Below are 18,466 nucleotides of genomic sequence, written 5' to 3'. Positions count from 1 at the left end.
GGCACGCATCAGCCAACGCATCCTCGCCCTCAACGCCGCAATCTGGCACAACTGGAACACCGACGCACCCGTGAAACGGTCCCTGACCGCCTACGACCACTAACCCAAATTCACATCAGCGATCTAGCGGCGCTCCGCCGGATCGCCGCGCACGATCTTGTAGACCCCGTACAGCGCCTCCAGCGCGCCGAGCACCATCATGACCACGCCGGCCTTCGACGGCGTGATCACCACGATCTCGACGTCGAGGCCGAACAACCACAACGCCGCCCCGGCGACGAACACCGCCAGGCCGGTGAGGAGCGTCTTGTGTGCGGGAGCCATGACAACCTCTTCCGGTCGTACGGGGTTTCGCAGGCGACGCTAGTGAAAGAAGCGGTGCGCGGGCTTCCTGCCGGTTGATGAAACCGGCCTACATCCTTCGGCTGACCCGGCTCAGACGTGGGTGACCAGGAGGGTCACGCCGACCTCGCCCCCGCAGTCCACGAAGACGGGGCCGACGCCGTTGCCGATCGTGCGGACGAGGGTGGCCTTGGCCTTGAACCCGCGCGGGTCGTCCTCGATGATGCGGATGTTCTCCAGGGCCGGCTTGCCGTTGAACCCGGAGAGCACCGCCTTGAGCTTCTTGCCGCCGCCGCAGTGCCCCGTGATGGTCACCTCCTGGCCGCGCTCGGTGGTGGGGTTGGGGCTCACGTGGACGACCGCCCTGGCGCCCTTGGGAGGCTTGGGCGCGCTCGCTGCGGCGCCGGACGCGCTCGCGGAACTCCCGGCGCCGAGCCCCAGCACCGCGATCATGGTGGTCGCTCCGATGATCGCGGCGCTCGTCTTCCTGTCCATGGTGACTCCTCGGTGGTTCGACTGCTGCTGCCCGGTGGGTAGCCGTGGAGGCGGCCGGAGGTTCCGCATTCGGCGGTCTGTGAGGTGGATCACTGGCGCGGGAGCGGGGTTCCTGTGAGCTTGCTGGTAGGGACGACCTGGGACGATGCGGCCCAAAAGCGTTCTGACCGATGGGTTTCCCCAGGAAGGTGGCGTAATGTAAAGCGCCGTCCGCCACCCCCGAGCCGACTGTCAGAGGAGCACCACGCGCATGTCCGACATTCGTCCCGGCCTCCCGCACCTCCCTGAAGATCTGGTGCCGGACGGTGGTGTGCGGCGCGTGCGCGGCAACGACTACCGCGTTCTGCGGCCGCCGGAGCAGTTCACCCCCGAGCTGCGGGTCAGCGTGATCATCCCGGCCTACGGTGCTCAGGACAAGCTCGACCTGGTGTTACAGGGCCTGGCGCGGCAGACGTACCCGGCCGCGCTGACGGAGATCATCGTCGTCGACAACGGCACCTCGCCCCCGCTGCGCCTGCCCGGGGGCACGGCGGCCCGCCTTGTCGTCTGCGACAAGCCCGGCCGGGCCTGCGCCCGCAACGCGGGGCTCGCCGAGGCCACCGGCGACGTGATCTTCTGGCTCGACTCCGACGTGGTGCTGACCCCGGGCGCGATCGAGGCCCACATGCGCTGGCACCACACCGCCCCCTACCTCTCGGTGACCAGCTACATCAGGTTCACCGAGGCCCCGCTGCCCGAACTGCTGCCCGACGACCTGGAGGCGGCGTTCGAGCCGGCCGCGCCGCACGCCTGGCTCGTCGGCCTGGTGGAGCGCACCGACGGTCTCACCACCAACTCGCCGCGCCCGTTCAGCCTGCACGTCGGCGGCGCCACCTCCGTCAACGCCCGCCTCGTCCAGGCGGCCGGGCCCATGGACGACGACCTGATCGTCGGCCAGGACACCGAGATGGGCTTCCGCCTCCACCAGGCAGGAGCGGTGTTCATCCCCGAGCCGCGGGCCCGCGCCTACCACCTCGGGCCGACCATGCGGATGCGCCAGCAGAAGAGCATCGACCGGGTCAGCCACGCGTTCGTCGCCGACCGCATCCCGGCCTACCAGTGGTTGCGCACGCACCCGACGCGGCAGTGGAAGGTGCCCTACGTGACCGCCGTCATCGACGGCACGGCCGGGTACGAAGCCGTCCGCGCCAGCGTGGACGCGCTGCTCGCGTCGACCGTGGTGGATCTGTCCGTCGTCGTGGTCGGCCCGTGGGACACGCTCGACCGCGACCGCCGCGCCCCGCTCAACGACCCCAACCTCGACCTGGTGCTGGTCCACGGCCACTACGAGCACGAGAGCCGGGTGCGCCTGGCGACCGCGGAAGAGGTCGACCCGCGCGTCCCGTTCGTGCTGCGCCTGCCGGCGGGCTGGGCGCCCGGCGAGGACAGCGTGGCCGTGCTGCTCGACCTGGCCCGCGTCGAAGGGCTCGGCCTGATCGAGGTGGTGCTCGACGAGTCGGCCGGCGACGCGGTGTCGGCCAGGCTGGAGCGCGTGTCCTCGTTCGCCCGCGCCCGGCTCGTCGCCCGGGCGGGCGAGCCGCTCGACGACGCCGTGGAGGCCGTCGCGGGCGTCCAGCGGGTCGACGGCGACAAGCACGCCTTCACCCGCGAGCCCGCCGAGCTGCCCGGGCGGCGCAGCGCGTACAAAGCCACGATCCAGGCCAAGGTCGAGGCGGCTCGGCTGGCCAAGGAGTCAGAGCGGCTGCGCGCGCAGGTCACCAAGTGGCGGGACGAGGCCGCGCGCTGGCGCAAGAGCACCGTGGAGCTGCGCCGCGAGGTCGGCACGCTGCGCCGCGAGCTCTACGCGGCCCAGAAGGCCCAGCGCGGAATGCGCACCACCCTGTCCAGCACCGTGAAACGCGCCCTGGGCAAGCGGCTGCGCGGCTGAGCGGGCCGGCTCAGGCCCCGCAGGGGAGGCTGACCCTGAGGGTGGTGGGTCCGCCCGGAGGGCTGTCGAACGCGAACGTCCCGTCGTGCGCCTCCGTCCGGCGCCGGATGCCGCCGATCCCCGATCCGGTGTTCTCGTCGGCCCCGCCCTTCCCGTCGTCGACGACCTCGACGTGCAGCAGGTCATCGTGGCGGCGCACCCGGATGTGCGCCCTCCGGGCTCTGCTGTGCTTGGCGATGTTGGTGAGTGCCTCGGCCACCACGAAATAGGCCGTGGCCTCGACGGACATGGCGCACCTGACGGGGATGTCGGCATCGACCGTGCACGGCAGCGGGAAGGTCGTGGCCAGGCCGTCGAGAGCGTCGGCCAGCGACCGTTCGGCCAGCACCGGCGGCAGGATGCTGCGCACGACCCCGCGCAGCTCGGTGAGCGCCTGCTCGGCGGCGCCCTGGGCCTGGTCGAGGATGTCCTCGGCGGCGGCCGGGTTGCGCTCCACGGCACGGCGGGCCGCGCCGACCAGCACGTTGACGGCGACGAGCCGGTTCTGCGTGCCGTCGTGCAGCGACCGCTCGATCCGCCGCAGCTCGGTGGCGTGCGCGTCCAGCGCGGCGGCACGGGTCGCGGTCAGCTGCGCCACGCGTACGCCGAGGTCGGCGTCGGGATCGGGGGCCAGGAGCCGGCGTCCCGGCCAGGCCTGCAGCCACGCCATGGCCGGTGTGAAGATCATGGTGAGCGCGATCCACACCGGAGCCACCAGGACGATGGACAGGGCACTGGGGACGTCGTCCACGGTCCAGAGCCCCAGGCCGCCGTCGGAGGCCTCTCCCGGCGGCAGCAGCCACCACCACGCCCAGAACGTCGCGTCCTGCATGGCTTTGATGGGCAGGGTGAGGCCGAGCGTGCCGAGGAACAACCCGAGCGAGGCGTGGGTGACCACCCAGGCGAGTTCCCTGCGCACGGTCCGGTCGGCCAGCGCGGCGCGCAGCCCCTCGGGCAACGGCTCAGGGCTGATGAGCGCATGACCCCAGTCGGACAGCCGGGAGCGCTCCCGGTTCGCGACCGCGCGCAGCCCGTGCAGCGCGGCGGGCGCCAGCCACACTCCCACGCCGATCACGGACGTGAGCGCTGTGGCGACCAGCATCATGACCGAGACCAGCGCCAGGACCCCCGTGCCGAGCCCGCCGATGAGGCGTTCGAGCGCGTTCAGGGTGGTCCGGCCACGGGCGAACACGTCCCATCGATCGGCAGGTCTCCTGCGGTTCCCGGCATCGCGGGTCGGCATCCGCATCTCCTCAACCAGACGGCAGGCCCGGGCCGCGAGAGATCACTGCCTGGGACCACAGCAGGCTACACCCGTGCTTATCGCCTTGTTGGGGGCTAAGTCAGGGCATGCCGGGCGTTGTCAGTCGATGAACGCTGCGACGGTGCTCACGAAGCGGTCGGCGTCGTCGAGCCACGGGAAGTGGCCCGCGCCGGGCTGGACGGTGAGCGTGGCGTGATTGAACAGGCCGGCGTACTCGGTCATGGCGGGGAGTGGGGCGGCCACGTCCACCTCCCCGGCGAGCAGCAGGACCGGGCCGCCGAAGGCGGCGAGCGCCGCGCGGGTGGCGGCGGGCTCGAAGGCCCCTTCGCCGCCGAACGCGGCCGCCGCCTCCTCGTTGCGCTGCGCCTCGTCGGCCGCGTGGTGAGCCTGGGCCGCCGCGTCCCACCGGCCGTGGGTGAACGGCGTGACGGCCTCCCAGTCGTCCGCCGTGGCCGTGCCCGCCGTGGCCGCCTCCAGGCCCGCGTACGCCCGCGCGAACCAGGGCTCGCCCGCCCGGAGCCGCGCGGTCTCCCGCCGCCACTCCCCGGTGATCTCGATGCCCACCGCCCGCGTGCTCGGCGTGATCAGCGCGAGCCTGCCGGTGTGCGCGGGGTGCCGGGCCGCGTACCGCACCACGAGGTTCGCGCCGGCGCAGTGGCCGAGCAGGTCGATCCGGTCGAGCCCGAGGTGCAGGCGGAGGGCCTCGACGTCGTCGACGAGGCGGTCGCAGCGGTAGGCGGAGGAGTCGGCGGGCGTCGCGGACCCGCCGGTGCCCCGCAGATCCAGCATGATCAGGCGCTTGCGCGCGGACAGGCCGCCGAGCTCGCCGAGGCGGGCCGAGGGCAACATCGGGCCGCCCGGCAAGCAGATCAGCGGGGAGCCGTCACCGTGGACGTGGTAGGCGAGCACGGCGCCGTCATGCGCGGACAGGGAAGGCATGGCCCGGATCCTGTCAGCGCCGCTCCGGCGGGGGCAACGGCTTTTCCGCCGTCCGGAGCCGCGCTGCGGGAGCGGAGTAAAGTGCACATGATGCGCAGTTACCACGAGGGGCGGCCATGTCACCGGCGATCGACGACCCGCACAACGCGCGCAGCCGGCGCACCCGCGACGCCCTGCTCGCGGCCACCAGGGAGATCCTGGAGAGCGACGGTTTCGACGCCCTGACCATGGCTGAGGTCGCCCAGCGCGCCGGCGTCTCCCGGCGCGCGGTCTACCTGCACTTCCGTTCGCGCACCGACATGGTCACCGCGCTGTTCGGATATGTGGCCGGCCAGGAAGGGCTGGCCGAGTCGCTGGCCGGGGTCTGGGAGGCCGCCGACTCGACCGAGGCGCTGCGGGCGTGGGTGCGCCATCTGGTCCGCTATCACCCGCGGCTCACCGCGATGAACCACGCGCTGGACCGCGTCGACCCCCAGGACCCCGACGCCGCGCGGCACAAGAGGACGGTCGCGACCGCCCAGCTGGACAACTGCCGCCGCATCGCCGCCCGGCTCGCCGACGAGGGCCGGCTGGCGTCTCCCTGGACCGCCGACACGGCGGCCGACATGCTCTGGAGCCTGATCTCGACCGACCTGTTCGACCGCCTCATGGTCGATCGTGGCTGGCCGGAAGAGCGGGTCCTGGAGCATCTGCTCGTGCTCTACGAGTCGACGTTCGTACGCTGAGCCGCCTGGCCGGCGGCCGGGGATCCCTCGTTCTCGGCCGTCTCCTCCGGTCCCTCTTGCACAAAACTTCGCATAATGTGTAGTTTGCGAACTGCACACCATGAGAAGTTCGGGGGATCGGGCGGATGAACGGGGAGACACCGCGGGACCGGTGGTGGCTCGTGGCCGCGAGCGGGATCGCCGTGTTCATGACCCAGCTCGACGCCACGGTCGTCAACGTCGCCCTCCCCACCATCCAGGAGCGGATGGGGATCGGCCCCAGCCTCGCCCAGTGGGTGGTGCTGGCGTACACGCTGCCCCTCATCGCCCTGACCGTGCCGAGCGGCCGCTGGCTGGACGGCGTCGGGACGCGTACCGCCCTGGTGCTGTCCGTCTCCGGCTTCGGCGCCGCGAGTGCCCTGGTCGGGCTGGCTCCGGGCATCGCGTGGCTGGTCGCCGCACGGGCCGCGCAGGGCGCGTTCGGCGCCGTGCTGCTCGCGCTGATCTCCCTCCTGGCCACGATCGCGGTACGCGAGCAGGCCCGCGGCAGGGCGATGTCCCTGGTGCTGCTCCTGGGCTCGCTGGGCGGGATGAGCGGCCCGGTGCTCGGCGGCCTGCTGATCGAGACGCTGGGCTGGCCGTGGATCTTCTACCTCAACGTGCCCGCGAGCGTCCTCGTCATCGCGACAGGGATGACGCAGCTGCCCCCGGGTGGCCGGCCACGCCTGCCCGACCGGGTCTGGGCCGTCGAGGCCGGGCTGCTCGGCGCCGCCTCCGTGGCGCTGCTGCTCGCCCTCTCGCTCGCCGGCGGATCGGGCGCCGGCTGGGTCGCGCTGGCGGCGGTCGCGGTGCCGTTCGTGCTGGCGTGGCTCCGGCTGCCGGGCAGCCGCCCGGTCGTGGATCTGCTGCGGTCACCCGGGGTGGCCGCCCCGCACCTGGCGCTGCTCGCCGAGATGGCGGCCGTGATGGCCGTGCAGTTCCTGATCCCGTTCCACCTGCAACGGGTCGCGGCGGTCCCGCCGGCCCAGATCGGGCTGACGATGCTGGCCTTCCCCGTGGCGATGCTGCTCACCGGGCCGGTCGGCGGCGCGCTCGCCGACCGCTGGAAGCCCGCGCGGGTGGCCTGGCTCGGGACGATCGTCGTGACCGCCGGGCTCGCGCTCATCATCCCGCTCGGCTCCGACTGGGGCCCCGCCGACCTGGCCTGGCGGCTGGCCGTCGCGGGCGCGGGCGCCGGTCTGTTCGCCGGCCCCGACCAGGCCATGGCCATGGCCGGCACGCCCCGGCGACTGCTCGGCACCACCGCCGCCACGACGAGCCTGGCCCGCCAGCTGGGCGCGGCTCTCGGCCCGGCACTGGCCACCGGCGTCTGGGCCTTCTCCGGCTACGACCTACAGGGCATGCGCCTGGCCGTCGCGCTCGCCACGGCGCTGGCCGGCGCCAGCGTGCTGGCCCTGACCTGGCCGGCCCGCCGGCCGCTGATCCGCACGACACAGTGAAGGAGGAACCATGTCCGAACCCGTCAAGACCGCCGTGATCTACTACAGCGCGACCGGCAACGTGCACAAGCTCGCCACCGCTCTCGCCGAGGGAGCGGAGAAGGCCGGCTCCGACGTACGCCTGCGCAAGGTGACCGAGCTGGCCCCGCCCCAGGCCGTCGCGAGCAACCCGCAGTGGGCCGAGCACGTCGAGAGCACCCGCGACGTCGCCGAGGCCGGCGTGGACGACCTGCTCTGGGCCGACGTGGTGCTGCTCGGCACGCCGACCAGGTACGGAGCCATGGCCAGCCAGCTCAAGCAGTTCATCGACACGACCGGCCCGGCCTGGCAGAAGGGGCTGCTGGCCGACAAGGTCTACGGCGCCTTCGGCTCGGCCGGCACCCGGCACGGCGGCCACGAAAGCACCCTGCTGTCGCTGTACACGATCTTCTACCACTGGGGCGGCATCATCGTCCCGCCCGGATACACCCACTCCATCCAGTTCCAGGTCGGCACGCCGTACGGCACGACCCACGTCGGCGGTGACGGCGCGCCCGGCGAGCTCGCCCTGGAAAGCGGCCGCTACCAGGCGCGGCGCGCGGTCGAGACCGCGGCGAAGCTCAAAGCGGGCCGTCCTTGACCTCCTGGCGGCGGGATCGCGGGGTGATCCGGCGCCCCCGCCGGCGCGCGCCGGACGAGCGCCCGGGTGCCGCGGCGACGGCCGATGGAGCACCGGGCGACGGGGGGACGTTCGCGGGTGATGAGCGACGGGTGACGGCTGACGTTCGCGGGTGATGACCGACGGGTGATCGGTGACGAGCGACGGGTGCCGGGTGACCGGTGACGGGCGGCGGGCTATGGGAGTGCCGTCCCGCCGCCCCCTGCGTCACTCGCGCCGCTTGCCGTACATGCCGATCGACAGCGAGACGCCGAGAGCGGCCAGGGCGACCTGGATGCCCAGCTCGATCCAGTCGACGCCGCCGGTGTCGGCGACCCCCAGAGCCGCCGCGATGGCCGTGCCCACCAGCGCGGCGACCACGCCGATCACGATGGTCAGCCAGATGGGGATGCGCTGCCGCCCCGGAATGACCAGCCGCCCGAGTGCGCCGATCACGATGCCGATGATGAGGCCGGAAATGATGCCGGTGATCTCCACGCTGAACTCCCGAGACTCGGTGGGTTCGCCTGTCTGCTCAACGATCGCGCGGTGACGGCGGTTCCTCCAGCCGCCGGCCGGACACAGGGCCCTTCCGCTCCGGGAGCTCCGGGAGTATGAACGAGGCACCAGCCATCCCGGAGGTGTCGGCAGATGCGCCGTCGGAGCCTGACCCTGTCCGCCATGGCGTTATCCGCCGTGCTGCTCGTCTCCACCGGCGCCGCCGCGACGGCCGGTGACCGCCCGCGGGGCGACCGGCCGCTGCCCGGCTACATCATCCACAACCCGCCGCTGGAGCCCGCGATGGTGCACGGGCGGCCGAGCCGGGTGCTGCAGGGCGTGCAGGGTCACGCGGCCTACGACATCGAGGTGCCGCCACGGTGGAACGGCGGCCTGCTCATGTGGGCCCACGGGTTCCGCGGAGAGACCAGGGTGCTGACCGTCGACCCGCCCGCGTACGGGCTGCGACAGCGCCTGCTCGACCAGGGGTACGCTTGGGCCGCCTCCTCCTACTACGCCAACGACTACGACGTGCGGGCCGGCGTGCTCAGCACCCGCGACCTGGCCCGCCACTTCCAGCGCGTGGTCGGCAAGCCGGAACGGGTCTACCTGGCGGGGGTGTCGATGGGCGGGCACGTCGCGGTCCGCTCGATCGAGCAGTACCCGGGCGTCTACGACGCGGCCCTGCCGATGTGCGGGGTGCTGGGCGATCACGAGCTGTTCGACTTCTTCCTCGACTTTCACCTGGTCGCGCAGGACCTGGCGGACGTGCCCGCCTACCCGTTCCCCGAGGATTACGCGGCCTCCGCCGTGCCGCGGATACGGGACCGGCTGGGGCTGGCGGGTCAGGAGCCGGCGAACGAGCTCGGCGAGCAGCTGCGTGCCATCGTCGTCAACCTCACCGGAGGGGAGCGGCCGGGCGCGCGGGCCGCGTTCGCGCACTGGAAGGACTTCCTGTTCGGGCTGGCCGGGCCGGACGGGGGAGGCACGCTGGCGCGGGAGCCGGGCAGGGTGGCGACGAACCTCGGCACCCGCTACCGGCCCGCCTCCCCGGTGAACGTCGACGCGAGCGTCCAGCGGGTGCCGCCCGCGGCTCCGGTCCTGCGCCGGACGCACCGGCTGACCGCCGTGCCCGCGGTGTCCGGCAGGATCGACGTGCCCGTGTTGTCGTTGCACAACCTGGGCGACAACTTCGTGCCGTTCTCCATGGAGCAGCACTACCGGGCCGACGTCGACCGGCACGGCCGCGGCGAGCTGCTGGTGCAGCGGGCGATCCGGGCGGCGGGGCACTGCGAGTTCAGCGACGCCGAGGTGGGAGCCGCCTGGGACGACCTCGTCCGGTGGGAACGCGGCGGCCCGCGGCCCGCGGGGGACGACGTGAGCCGTCCCGCCGTGGTCGCGGATCCCGGATACGGGTGCAGGTTCAGCGACCCGGCCGCCTGGCCGGCGGGCACCCGCGCGTTGTTCCCCGCCTGCCCCTAGCGCCTGCCCGCCGTCGTCTACGGCATCCCGTGTCCGGCGCCTTCCACCGCGTACGTCACCAGCGTGGTGAGCACGTCCCTGACCGACGCGCGGTCGCGCACGTCGCAGAGCACGATCGGGATGAGCGCGGTCAGCCCGAGCGCCCGCCGCACCTTGGCCGGGTCGTGGCGGCGGGCGCCGTCGAAGCAGTTCACGCCGACGACGAACGGGATGCCACGCTGCTCGAAGTAGTCCACCGCGGGGAACGAGTCCTGCAGGCGGCGCGTGTCTGCGAGCACGACCGCGCCGAGCGCGCCGAGCGCGAGCTCGTCCCACATGAACCAGAAGCGGTCCTGCCCGGGGGTGCCGAACAGGTACAACCAGAGCCCCTCGCGAATGGTGATACGGCCGAAGTCCAGCGCCACGGTGGTGGTGCTCTTGGCCTCCACGCCCGAGACGTCGTCCACCCCGACGCCGCGCTCGCTCAGCAGTTCCTCGGTGTGCAGCGGCCGGATCTCGCTGATCGTGCCCACCATGGTCGTCTTGCCGACACCGAACCCGCCCGCGATGAGGATCTTGATGGCCAGCGCCGAGGTGACCGCGGTCGCCCCCGGCTCATAGGCTGCGTAGTCCATCCAGCACTTCCCTGTAGATGTGTTCGTCGATCGTCTGCGCGACCGGGCGCGGGCGCTCGATGGTGACGAAACCCTCTCGCCGGAGGTCACCCAGGATCACCCGGGTGACGTTGAGCGGCAGCCGGAGGTGCGCCGCGACGTCCGCCACCGGCGTGGGCCTGCGGCACACCGACAGCACGGCGCGGTACTCAGGGATCAGGTCCGCGAGGGTGTGCGGGCCGCCGACCGTCGTGACGATGGCCACCAGGTCGAACGAGTCGCCCTGCGGGCGCGCTCTTCCCCCGGTCAGGCCGTACAGCCGGATCAGCGGCCCGGGATCCTGCCCTGTCACGGCCTTGTGCCGTTCCAGACGGGTGCCGGTGCCGCTCCTCTCGGCTGCGCGGAGAGGTGCTCGCCGACCCTCTTGACCATGAGCGCCATCTCGTACGTGACCATGCCCAGCTCGGCGTCGCCCGCGGCGAGCACGGCCAGCCGCGCGCCCTGACCGGCGGCGGTGACGAACAGGAAACCACCCTCCATCTCGATGATGGTCTGCCGGACGCCGCCCAGGCCGAAGTGCCGTCCCGCGCCCATGGCGAGGCTGTGGCTGCCGGCGGAGATGGCGGACAGGTGCTCGGCGTCCTCCCGGGTCAGCTCCCGGGAACCTCCCATGGCCAGCCCGTCGGAGGACAGCACGATGGCGTGCCGGATGCCGGGGACGCGCTGGGTGAGGTCGTCGAGGAGCCAGCTCAGTTCACTTCTGGGGTCGGGCATCGGGATGGTCGTCCTTTCGGTTCCACATGTCGGCTCCGTGCTCGACCTGGCGGCGTCCTTGCCGCCAGCCCTGTTGCATGGAAGACATGAGTTGTGCGAGTTCCTCAGGCGAGCGCGCCGTTACCGGGCGCCGCGCGGGGCCTCCGGTGGAACGCAGCTGGGGAGCCATGCTTGCCTGCGGTATCCGCATCGGCAGCCCGTCGAGGTCTTCGTCCGCGTCCTGAGCCGGCACCGTGACGCTCCAGTCGACGGGAGGTCCGGGCGGCTGGGCGGCGGTGGGGGGAGCCTGGCGTGGCACCGGCCCGGAGATCGGCCCGGAGATCGGCCCGGAGATCGGCCCGGAGATCGGCCCGGAGAGGGGGCCGGTGAGCGGCTCGTTCGCCGGCCGGGCCGGACCGCCGCGTCTCGGCGCGGGCACGGCCTCGAACCAGGTGGCCCGCGCGGGCTCGGGGGAGGGATCGGCCGGATCGGCGTGCTCACCGGGGACGTTCCCGCCGTTCACCGCGTCGGGCCGTTCGGGGGCGGCGGACACGACGCCGGAGAGGGCGCCGGAAAGGGGGTCCGTAAGGGTGCCGGACGGCGCCGTGCCGAGTGCTCGCGCGGGCCTGCCCGCGCGGTCACCGGCGGTGACGGAGGGGTTGCCGGTCTCGGCGAGCAGGACGGTGGGCAGCAGTACGATCGCGGTGGTCCCGTCGTACGGCGAGGGGCGCAGCGAGACCTTGATCCCGTGCCGGGCCGCGAGCCTGGCCACCACGAAGAGGCCGAGCCTGTCGCTGTCGGCCAGGTCGAACTCGGGCGGCTCGGCCAGCCGGGCGTTGTACTCCTGGATCACGGCCTGGTTCAGCCCCAGTCCCCGGTCCTCCACCTCCAGCGCGAAGCCGTTGGCCGCGGTCATGCTGCGGATCTGCACGGTCGTGTCGGGCGGGGAGAAGACGGTGGCGTTCTCCACCAGCTCGGCGACCAGATGGATCACGTCGGTGACGGCCGCGCCGACGAGCAGCGGGGCGTCCGGCATGGGGGCGACGGAGACGCGGGTGTAGTCCTCGACCTCCAGCACCGCCGCGCGCAGGACGTCGAACAGCGGCACCGGGTCGCGCCAGCGGCGGGCGGGGGCGGAGTCGGACAGGATGATCAGGTTCTCGGCGTGCCGCCGCATGCGGGTGGTGAGGTGGTCGAGCGTGAACAGGTCCTCCAGGACCTCCGGCTCCTCGACGCGGCGCTCCATGGTGTCGAGCAGCGAGAGCTGGCGGTGCAGCAGCGCCTGGTTGCGCCAGGCCAGGTTGAGGAAGACCTGGCTGACGCCCTTGCGCAGGGTCGCCTGGCCCACCGCGGCCTCGACCGCGGTGCGGCGTACGGCGGAGAACGCGTCGACCACGCGGTCGACCTCGGCCGTGTCGGCGGGGGCGAGGACGGGCGCCTCGGTGGCCGGGTCGACGTCCTCGCCGCGGCGCAGCCGCGCGACCAGCCGGGGCAGCCGCTGCTCGGCCAGCTCGACCGCCGACGCCTGCAGCCGCCTGAGCTCGTCGATCAGCGACTGGCCGAACCGGTACGACAGCGCCAGCGAGGCGATCATGGCCGCCAGGCCCACCAGGAGGACCAGCCCGATCCGCCAGTAGGCGCCGGTCTTCTGCCCCTCGGCCTCGACCGCGGCGCGGGCCAGCTCCTCCTGCGTGTCGCGGTTGATCGTGTTGAGCACGGTGTCGGCGTCGCTCTTCCACTGGGCCGGCTCCACCGGCGGCGCCCCGTTGGTGTCCCAGGTGAACAGCTCGTCCTCGACCTCGATCAGCCGCTTGTACGGGGCGCTGGCGACCAGCTTGTCGTAGTCGGCCCGCAGCTCGGGGCCGGCGTCGCGTTCGGCGTTGGCGAAGACGAGCCGGCGGCTGGTCATCGCGGCGACGAACGCGGCGCGGTCGGTGGCCGTCATCTTGCGCTGCACGATCGTGCTGGTGAGCACCGCGTGCTCGCGGCCCAGGTATTCGGCCGTGGCGTTGTAGGCGGCCATGCCGCGCACGGCGCGGTAGGAGGAGACGCTGCTCAGCGCGTCGCGGTCGTTGAACTGCCCGTTGGCGACGCTGATCAGGTTGTCGTACGCCTGGATGATCGTCAGCGGCGGGGCGAGCACGCCGCCGTCGGCGGACGCCCGCAGCGACTGGAGCCCGTCGAGTGCCTGCACGAGCGCCTGCACCTGGGCCGGGGTCTCGGCGCCCGCGGACTCGACGCCGACGGCGCCGATGACCTCGCGCAGGCGTTCGACCTTCTCGTCGGTGACGTGCCGCTGCTCGGCCAGTGGTGCGTACGTCGCCGTGCTCTTCGGCGCCTCAGCCGACAGCTGGCGTTCCCGCTGCAGCTCGACGATCAGCTGTAACAGCGGCGATCCGATGGCTTCCCAGCGGTCCTGCGTCTGGGAGACCTCGACGATCTCCTCCACGCTGGAGTAGGCGATGAACCCCCACAGGGCGACCATGGACACGAGCGGGAGCAGGAGGATCCTGAGCAGCTTGGTGCGGAGAGGTGGGGGCGAGCTCATGCATCTTGTCCAATTCCGCGCGTGATGATGCGCCGCTGGCAGTCGCAACCTGGTACCGGCCCCCGAGAATGCCCGTCACGACTGGTACGCCTGTGGTCCGTCCACTATGCCGATGGGGCAGATGTACTTCAAGCAACAGATGTGAACATTCGTCCCGAATGGTGGTTTGACTCTTTGTCAGCACACGATTCGTGAATGTAACCCTCGGTAAGGGTCACGGACGGTGATGCCGGGCCCGCCTTCCCTTACCGATAGGCCTTATCCACAAGGCTTTCCGGTCACCATGTTCGCCCCCTCCGCCACGGTTCGGCCGATCCACGCCGCCCTGTCCGGGCGCTCGCCGCCTCCGCGACGGTGTGACCTTGCAAGGGCTTACGTTCTGGCCGGAATCAGGGGACGATGCGGTAGAAACGGGGCAAAACGGTCAGACAACAGTTTTTGGCCTGCTCTTGACGTCTGGATAGGGACGTTCCTAAGTTGGCCTCCCAATGAACGCAAAGACAGTTCCACTGAGTGGAAGCGAGTCCCGCACCAGCTACCTCGCCCGGTTGCTCGACGTCCTGGACGTCGCGGTCACCCACGACCGCGCCCCCTTGCAACTGGGCGAGATCGCCGCGGCGGCGGGCGTCCCGCCGTCGACCGCGTCGAGGCTGGTCGCGCTGCTCGTCGAGCGCGGATTCCTGGTGCAGCTGGACAGGTCCGGCTACGCCGCGGGGCCGAGGCTGCTGCACCTGTCCGTGCGGACGCTCGACCAGATGCACGCCGCCGACCGGCTGAAGGCCTCCGTGGAGACCCTGGCCGAGCAGACCGGCGAGAGCGCGAGCGCGGGGCTGCTGGTGGGCGACGAGATCGTGCTGGTGGCGCGGAAGGAGCCCGCGCGCTCACTGCGGGCCGTGGCGCGCGTCGGTGACGTGCTCAACCCGCACACCTCGGCCATGGGCAAGGCCGTGCTGGCGATGTTGCCCGCGGAGCGGCGGCTGGAGGTCCTCCGCACCGCCGTCGGCGACCAGGCCGAGCAGGCGCTGCGCGAGACGGAGGCCGAACTCGCCACCGCCCGCTTGGAGGGATTCGCCGTCGATGAGGAGAGCTACGCGGTCGGCCTGCGCTGTCGCGCCGCCGCGATTCTCGACCGGTCGGGGCACGCGGTGGGCGGCATCTCGATCGCCGGGCCCGCGGCGCGCTTCACGCGCGAGAACGCCAACGCCTGCGTGCCCGCGCTGCTGGCCGAGGTCAAACGGCTCTCCCTGGAGATCAGGAGAAACGATTGAGCACGTCGCAGTCCCTCTACGAGCGCGCGAGCCGGCACGTCCCCGGCGGGGTGCATTCCAACACCCGTTTCCAGGCGCCGCACCCCGTCTATTTCCACCGTGCGGAAGGCGCGTACCTGTGGGACGTCGAGGGCGACCGTTACCTCGACTGCACCATGGGCAACGCCTCGGTGATGCTCGGCCACGCCTGCCCCGACGTGGACGCGGCCGTCGCCGACGCGGTGAGCCGCGGGCTGACCACCGGAGTGGAGACCGAGGCCGCGGTGACCGCGGTGGAACTGCTCTCCGGGATGATCCCGGATTTCGGCCGGGTCAGGTTCGCCAACACCGGCACCGAGGCGCTGATGCACGCGCTCAGGATCGCCCGCCACCACACGGGCAGGGAGCGGGTGGCCAAGGCCGAGGGCGCCTACCACGGCTGGTTCGACCCGCTCTGGGTGTCGAATTGGCCCGCCCCCGACCAGGTCGGGCCCGCCGACCGGCCGGCCGCGCCCCCCAGCTCCGCCGGCCTGTCGCGGTCGGCGCAGGGCACCGTGGTGCTGCCGTTCAACGACGCGGCCGCCACCGAGCGGCTGCTGCGCGAGCACGCCTCCGACCTGGCCGCCGTGGTCGTGGAACCCGTGCTCATCGACATCGGCTACATCCCGGCGACCGGCGAATATCTGCGGCTGCTCCGCGACCTCACCGCCGAGTTGGGCATCGTGCTCATCTTCGACGAGTTGCTCACCGGCTTCCGCCTGGCGCCCGGAGGCGCCCGCCAGGTGTACGGCATCACCCCCGACCTGACCACGTACGGCAAGGCCATCTCCAACGGTTACCCGCTGGCGGCGGTCGAGGGGCGCGCGGACCTGCTGGCCGCCACCGACCCGTCGAGCGGCGGGCCGGTCGGCTGGGTCGGCACCTATAACGGGCACGGCTCGGCGGTCGCCGCGGCCGCGGCGACCCTGCCGCTGCTGGCCGACGGCTCGGCCCAGGCCCGCCTCGACCGGCTCGGCGGCCTGGTGCGGGACGGCTTCGCCGAGTTGTCACGCGCGTACGGCATCCCGGCCGTGGTCGCGGGCGCGGGCGGCCATTTCCAGCCGTACTTCCTGTCGGAGCCGGTCACCGGCTACCGCACCGCCATGGTCAGCGACGCGGCCCGCTACGCGATCCTGCACCGCGTCGCGCGCGAGCACCGCATCCTGCTCCCGGCCAAGCCGCTGCTGCACGCGGCGCTGTCCACCGCGCACACCGAGGCCGACGTCGCGGTCCTGCTGAAGGCGGCCGAGGAGGCGTTCGCGGAGATGAGGAGGAGGACGACATGACCGGCGCCGGGTCCAGCAGTGGGCCCGATGCCGAGCTCCGCGGCATCCGCAAGGTCTACGACAACGGCGCCAGAGGCGTCGAGCAGGTCGACTTCACCGTGGCCAAAGGGGAGTTCTTCTCCATGCTGGGCCCCTCGGGCTGCGGCAAGAGCACGACGCTGCGCATCCTGGCCGGGCTGGAGGAGCCCACCTCGGGCGAGGTGCTGATCCGGGGCGAGCCGATGCGGGGCCGTCCCGCGCACCGGCGCCCCACGAACATGGTCTTCCAGCGCCTCGCCCTGTTCCCGCACCTGACCGTGGCCGACAACATCGCGTTCGGGCCGAGGCTGCGGCGCAGGCCGGCCAGGCAGGTGGCCGAGATCGTCGGCTCGATGCTGGACCTGGTGGACCTGGCCGGGTACGGCAAGCGGTACCCGGCCCAGCTGTCGGGCGGCCAGCAGCAGCGGGTGGCCATCGCCCGCGCGCTGGCCAACGAGCCGGCCGTGCTGCTGCTCGACGAGCCGCTGGGCGCGCTCGACCTGCGGCTGCGGGTGCAGATGCAGCAGGCGCTCAAAAGGATCCAGCACGACTCGGGCACGACGTTCGTCTACGTCACCCACGACCAGGTGGAGGCGCTGACGATGTCGGACCGGATGGCGGTGATGAACGAGGGCCGCATCGAGCAGATCGGCCCGCCGGCCGAGCTCTACCGGTCGCCGGCCACCACGTTCACCGCCACCTTCCTCGGCGACACGAACCTGTTCGAGGGCACGTACGAGGGCGGCCTGCTGGAGTCGGAGGGCATCGGCGTCAAGGTGACCGGGCCCGGTCGCGCGGTGTCCGTGCGGCCCGAGCACGTCGCCGTCGGCAGGGGTTTGACCTGCGCCAACCGCTATCACGGCCGCCTGGAGGACGTGATCTTCCAGGGGGCGAGCACGCGTTACCACGTACGTCTGGCCTCCGGGGTGCTGGTGATCTCCGAACGGCGCGAAGAAGCCGGATCCACCCTGACGGTCGGCGACGAGGTCGAGACCGGCTGGGACGTGGACGCCGGTGTCGTCCTCAACCACTGAGGGAGTTAGATCGAAATGACGGATATCTCGCGACGCCGGTTCCTTGACATCGCGGCCGGTACCGCGGGTCTGGCGCTCGCCACGGCCTGCGGCAGCGTGTCCCCCCAGTCCGCCGCGCCGTCCGCGTCGAAGGGCGGCAAGCTCACCCTGACCATGTTCGCCTTCCTCGGCGGCGACCTCGGCAAGATGCCCAAGGAGTTCGCCAAGGAGTACATGGCCTCCCACAAGAACGTCGAGCTCAAGATCTACGAGCAGTCGAACTCCGTCGGCTACACCAAGATGCTGGCCCAGAAGAAGGCCGCCCCCGACCGGCCGCTGGTCAACTTCGGCTTCTTCAACGCCCAGACCTCCGTCCAGGGCGCCGACGACGAGATGTTCACCAAGCTCGACTACGCGGCGATGAGCAACGCCGCCGACATCGACGAGCGGTTCCGCTACGACGACGGCATCGGGATCGGCATCGGCATCGACCAGCTCGGCCTGCTCTACAACAAGCAGGAGATCACGCAGGCCCCCGGCTCGTGGGCCGACCTGTGGAACCACGCCCATCAGGGGAAGGTCGCGTTCTTCTCGTTCCCCTGGTACGCCGTCTACATGGCCGCCAAGCTGAACGGCGGCGGCCTGGACAACATGGAGCCCGGCTGGGAGTTGTGGAAACGCGAGGCCGAGCAGATCCGGCTGCTGGTCGAGTCGAACCCCCAGTATCTCAACGTGCTCAGCAACGGCACCGCGCCGCTGACCGCCTACTTCGCCGGCACCGGACAGCAGTGGATCAACAGCGGCGCCCCGCTGGCGTACGTCGTGCCCAAGGAAGGCGCGATCCCGCTGCCGGTCAACCTCCAGGCCGTCGCGGGCCAGTCGCAGAGCCAGCTCGAAGCCATCCACGACATCATCAACGAGATGCTCTCCCCCAAGTGGTGCGCCCGCTGGGCGGAGACCAGCGTCGAGGTGCCCGCCAACTCCAAGGCCGAGCTGCCCGGGAGCCTGGCCGGCCTGCCCGCCTTCAGCAAGGCGACCAGTGACGGGTTCCAGCAGATCGACTACGGCATCGTGGGGCGCAACAACGCCGAGTGGCAGAAACGCTGGGAAACCGACGTCGCCTCGCGCATCTGAGGGGCCCGG

18 protein-coding genes and 1 pseudogene are annotated in these 18,466 nt (G+C 71.9%); 10 read left to right on the top strand and 9 right to left on the bottom strand.

Going from position 1 to position 18,466, the window contains the following annotated elements:
- Positions 1–103 (top strand): annotated as a pseudogene (locus E1292_RS56130) (IS982 family transposase); the annotation flags it as partial.
- A gap of 20 nt (positions 104–123) precedes the next feature.
- Here the strand turns inward: E1292_RS56130 and E1292_RS17895 are convergent.
- Together E1292_RS17895 and E1292_RS17890 are read right to left on the bottom strand one after the other, a co-directional pair.
- On the bottom strand, positions 124–324 hold the full coding sequence (locus E1292_RS17895; RefSeq protein WP_132596344.1) for a DUF5708 family protein: 201 nt from the start codon (positions 322–324) through the stop codon (positions 124–126).
- A 111-nt stretch (positions 325–435) separates the two neighbouring features.
- Positions 436–837, bottom strand: coding sequence for a hypothetical protein (locus E1292_RS17890; protein ID WP_132596343.1), 402 nt, complete (start codon positions 835–837; stop codon positions 436–438).
- A 250-nt stretch (positions 838–1,087) separates the two neighbouring features.
- Here E1292_RS17890 and E1292_RS17885 point away from each other — a divergent pair, with 250 nt between their 5' ends.
- The gene (locus E1292_RS17885; RefSeq protein ID WP_165974604.1) at positions 1,088–2,764 is read left to right on the top strand and encodes a glycosyltransferase family 2 protein; all 1,677 of its coding nucleotides are present in this window, start codon (positions 1,088–1,090) and stop codon (positions 2,762–2,764) included.
- Between the two features lie 10 nt (positions 2,765–2,774).
- On the opposite strand, the gene E1292_RS17880 is transcribed toward E1292_RS17885, so the two are convergent.
- Both E1292_RS17880 and E1292_RS17875 read right to left on the bottom strand, forming a co-directional pair.
- A complete protein-coding gene (locus E1292_RS17880) occupies positions 2,775–4,046 on the bottom strand; it encodes a sensor histidine kinase (protein ID WP_132596342.1) in 1,272 nt (423 codons plus the stop codon).
- Between the two features lie 120 nt (positions 4,047–4,166).
- Entirely contained in the window at positions 4,167–5,006 is an 840-nt protein-coding gene (locus E1292_RS17875; RefSeq protein WP_132596341.1) for an alpha/beta fold hydrolase, read from the bottom strand.
- Between the two features lie 116 nt (positions 5,007–5,122).
- Here E1292_RS17875 and E1292_RS17870 point away from each other — a divergent pair, with 116 nt between their 5' ends.
- The 3 genes from E1292_RS17870 (at position 5,123) to wrbA (ending at position 7,828) form a co-directional block, all read left to right on the top strand.
- Positions 5,123–5,731: a TetR/AcrR family transcriptional regulator gene (locus tag E1292_RS17870; protein ID WP_132596340.1), complete on the top strand. Its 609-nt coding sequence runs from the start codon at positions 5,123–5,125 to the stop codon at positions 5,729–5,731.
- Positions 5,732–5,856: 125 nt separating this feature from the next.
- Positions 5,857–7,209, top strand: coding sequence for an MFS transporter (locus tag E1292_RS17865; RefSeq protein ID WP_132596339.1), 1,353 nt, complete (start codon positions 5,857–5,859; stop codon positions 7,207–7,209).
- Positions 7,210–7,219: 10 nt separating this feature from the next.
- On the top strand, positions 7,220–7,828 hold the full coding sequence (gene wrbA, locus E1292_RS17860) for an NAD(P)H:quinone oxidoreductase (RefSeq protein ID WP_132596338.1): 609 nt from the start codon (positions 7,220–7,222) through the stop codon (positions 7,826–7,828).
- A gap of 246 nt (positions 7,829–8,074) precedes the next feature.
- Here wrbA and E1292_RS17855 read toward each other — a convergent pair whose 3' ends face one another.
- Positions 8,075–8,344, bottom strand: a complete 270-nt coding sequence (locus E1292_RS17855) for a GlsB/YeaQ/YmgE family stress response membrane protein (RefSeq protein WP_132596337.1) — start codon at positions 8,342–8,344, stop codon at positions 8,075–8,077.
- A 153-nt stretch (positions 8,345–8,497) separates the two neighbouring features.
- Between E1292_RS17855 and E1292_RS17850 the strand changes: the two genes are divergently transcribed.
- A complete protein-coding gene (locus E1292_RS17850; protein WP_132596336.1) occupies positions 8,498–9,826 on the top strand; it encodes an alpha/beta hydrolase family protein in 1,329 nt (442 codons plus the stop codon).
- Between the two features lie 17 nt (positions 9,827–9,843).
- On the opposite strand, the gene E1292_RS17845 is transcribed toward E1292_RS17850, so the two are convergent.
- Genes E1292_RS17845 through E1292_RS17830 form a run of 4 tightly spaced genes read right to left on the bottom strand, consistent with a single transcriptional unit; the run spans position 9,844 to position 13,720 of the window.
- A complete protein-coding gene (locus tag E1292_RS17845; protein WP_132596335.1) occupies positions 9,844–10,440 on the bottom strand; it encodes a GTP-binding protein in 597 nt (198 codons plus the stop codon).
- Positions 10,421–10,771 carry a DUF742 domain-containing protein gene (locus E1292_RS17840; RefSeq protein WP_220446906.1) on the bottom strand — a complete coding sequence of 117 codons (351 nt, stop codon included), beginning with the start codon at positions 10,769–10,771 and terminating at the stop codon, positions 10,421–10,423. The genes E1292_RS17845 and E1292_RS17840 overlap by 20 nt, the downstream gene beginning before the upstream one ends.
- A complete protein-coding gene (locus tag E1292_RS17835) occupies positions 10,768–11,193 on the bottom strand; it encodes a roadblock/LC7 domain-containing protein (RefSeq protein ID WP_132596333.1) in 426 nt (141 codons plus the stop codon). The genes E1292_RS17840 and E1292_RS17835 overlap by 4 nt, the downstream gene beginning before the upstream one ends.
- Complete coding sequence (locus E1292_RS17830) at positions 11,174–13,720, bottom strand: sensor histidine kinase (protein ID WP_132596332.1); 2,547 nt, start codon at positions 13,718–13,720, stop codon at positions 11,174–11,176. The genes E1292_RS17835 and E1292_RS17830 overlap by 20 nt, the downstream gene beginning before the upstream one ends.
- A gap of 488 nt (positions 13,721–14,208) precedes the next feature.
- Here E1292_RS17830 and E1292_RS17825 point away from each other — a divergent pair, with 488 nt between their 5' ends.
- From E1292_RS17825 to E1292_RS17810, 4 genes are read left to right on the top strand one after another with little or no spacing between them, the layout of a single operon-like run.
- A complete protein-coding gene (locus E1292_RS17825) occupies positions 14,209–14,988 on the top strand; it encodes an IclR family transcriptional regulator (protein WP_132596331.1) in 780 nt (259 codons plus the stop codon).
- A complete protein-coding gene (locus E1292_RS17820; RefSeq protein ID WP_165974603.1) occupies positions 14,985–16,292 on the top strand; it encodes an aspartate aminotransferase family protein in 1,308 nt (435 codons plus the stop codon). The genes E1292_RS17825 and E1292_RS17820 overlap by 4 nt, the downstream gene beginning before the upstream one ends.
- On the top strand, positions 16,289–17,344 hold the full coding sequence (locus tag E1292_RS17815; RefSeq protein ID WP_132596329.1) for an ABC transporter ATP-binding protein: 1,056 nt from the start codon (positions 16,289–16,291) through the stop codon (positions 17,342–17,344). Before E1292_RS17820 ends, E1292_RS17815 begins: the two co-directional genes overlap by 4 nt.
- A gap of 15 nt (positions 17,345–17,359) precedes the next feature.
- Entirely contained in the window at positions 17,360–18,457 is a 1,098-nt protein-coding gene (locus E1292_RS17810) for an ABC transporter substrate-binding protein (protein ID WP_132596328.1), read from the top strand.
- The last annotated feature ends 9 nt before the right edge of the window (positions 18,458–18,466 follow it).

This window comes from Nonomuraea deserti, assembly GCF_004348685.1.
In the GTDB taxonomy this organism is placed as follows: Bacteria; Actinomycetota; Actinomycetes; order Streptosporangiales; family Streptosporangiaceae; genus Nonomuraea; species Nonomuraea deserti.
This window is presented reverse-complemented; position numbering and strand designations above follow the sequence as displayed.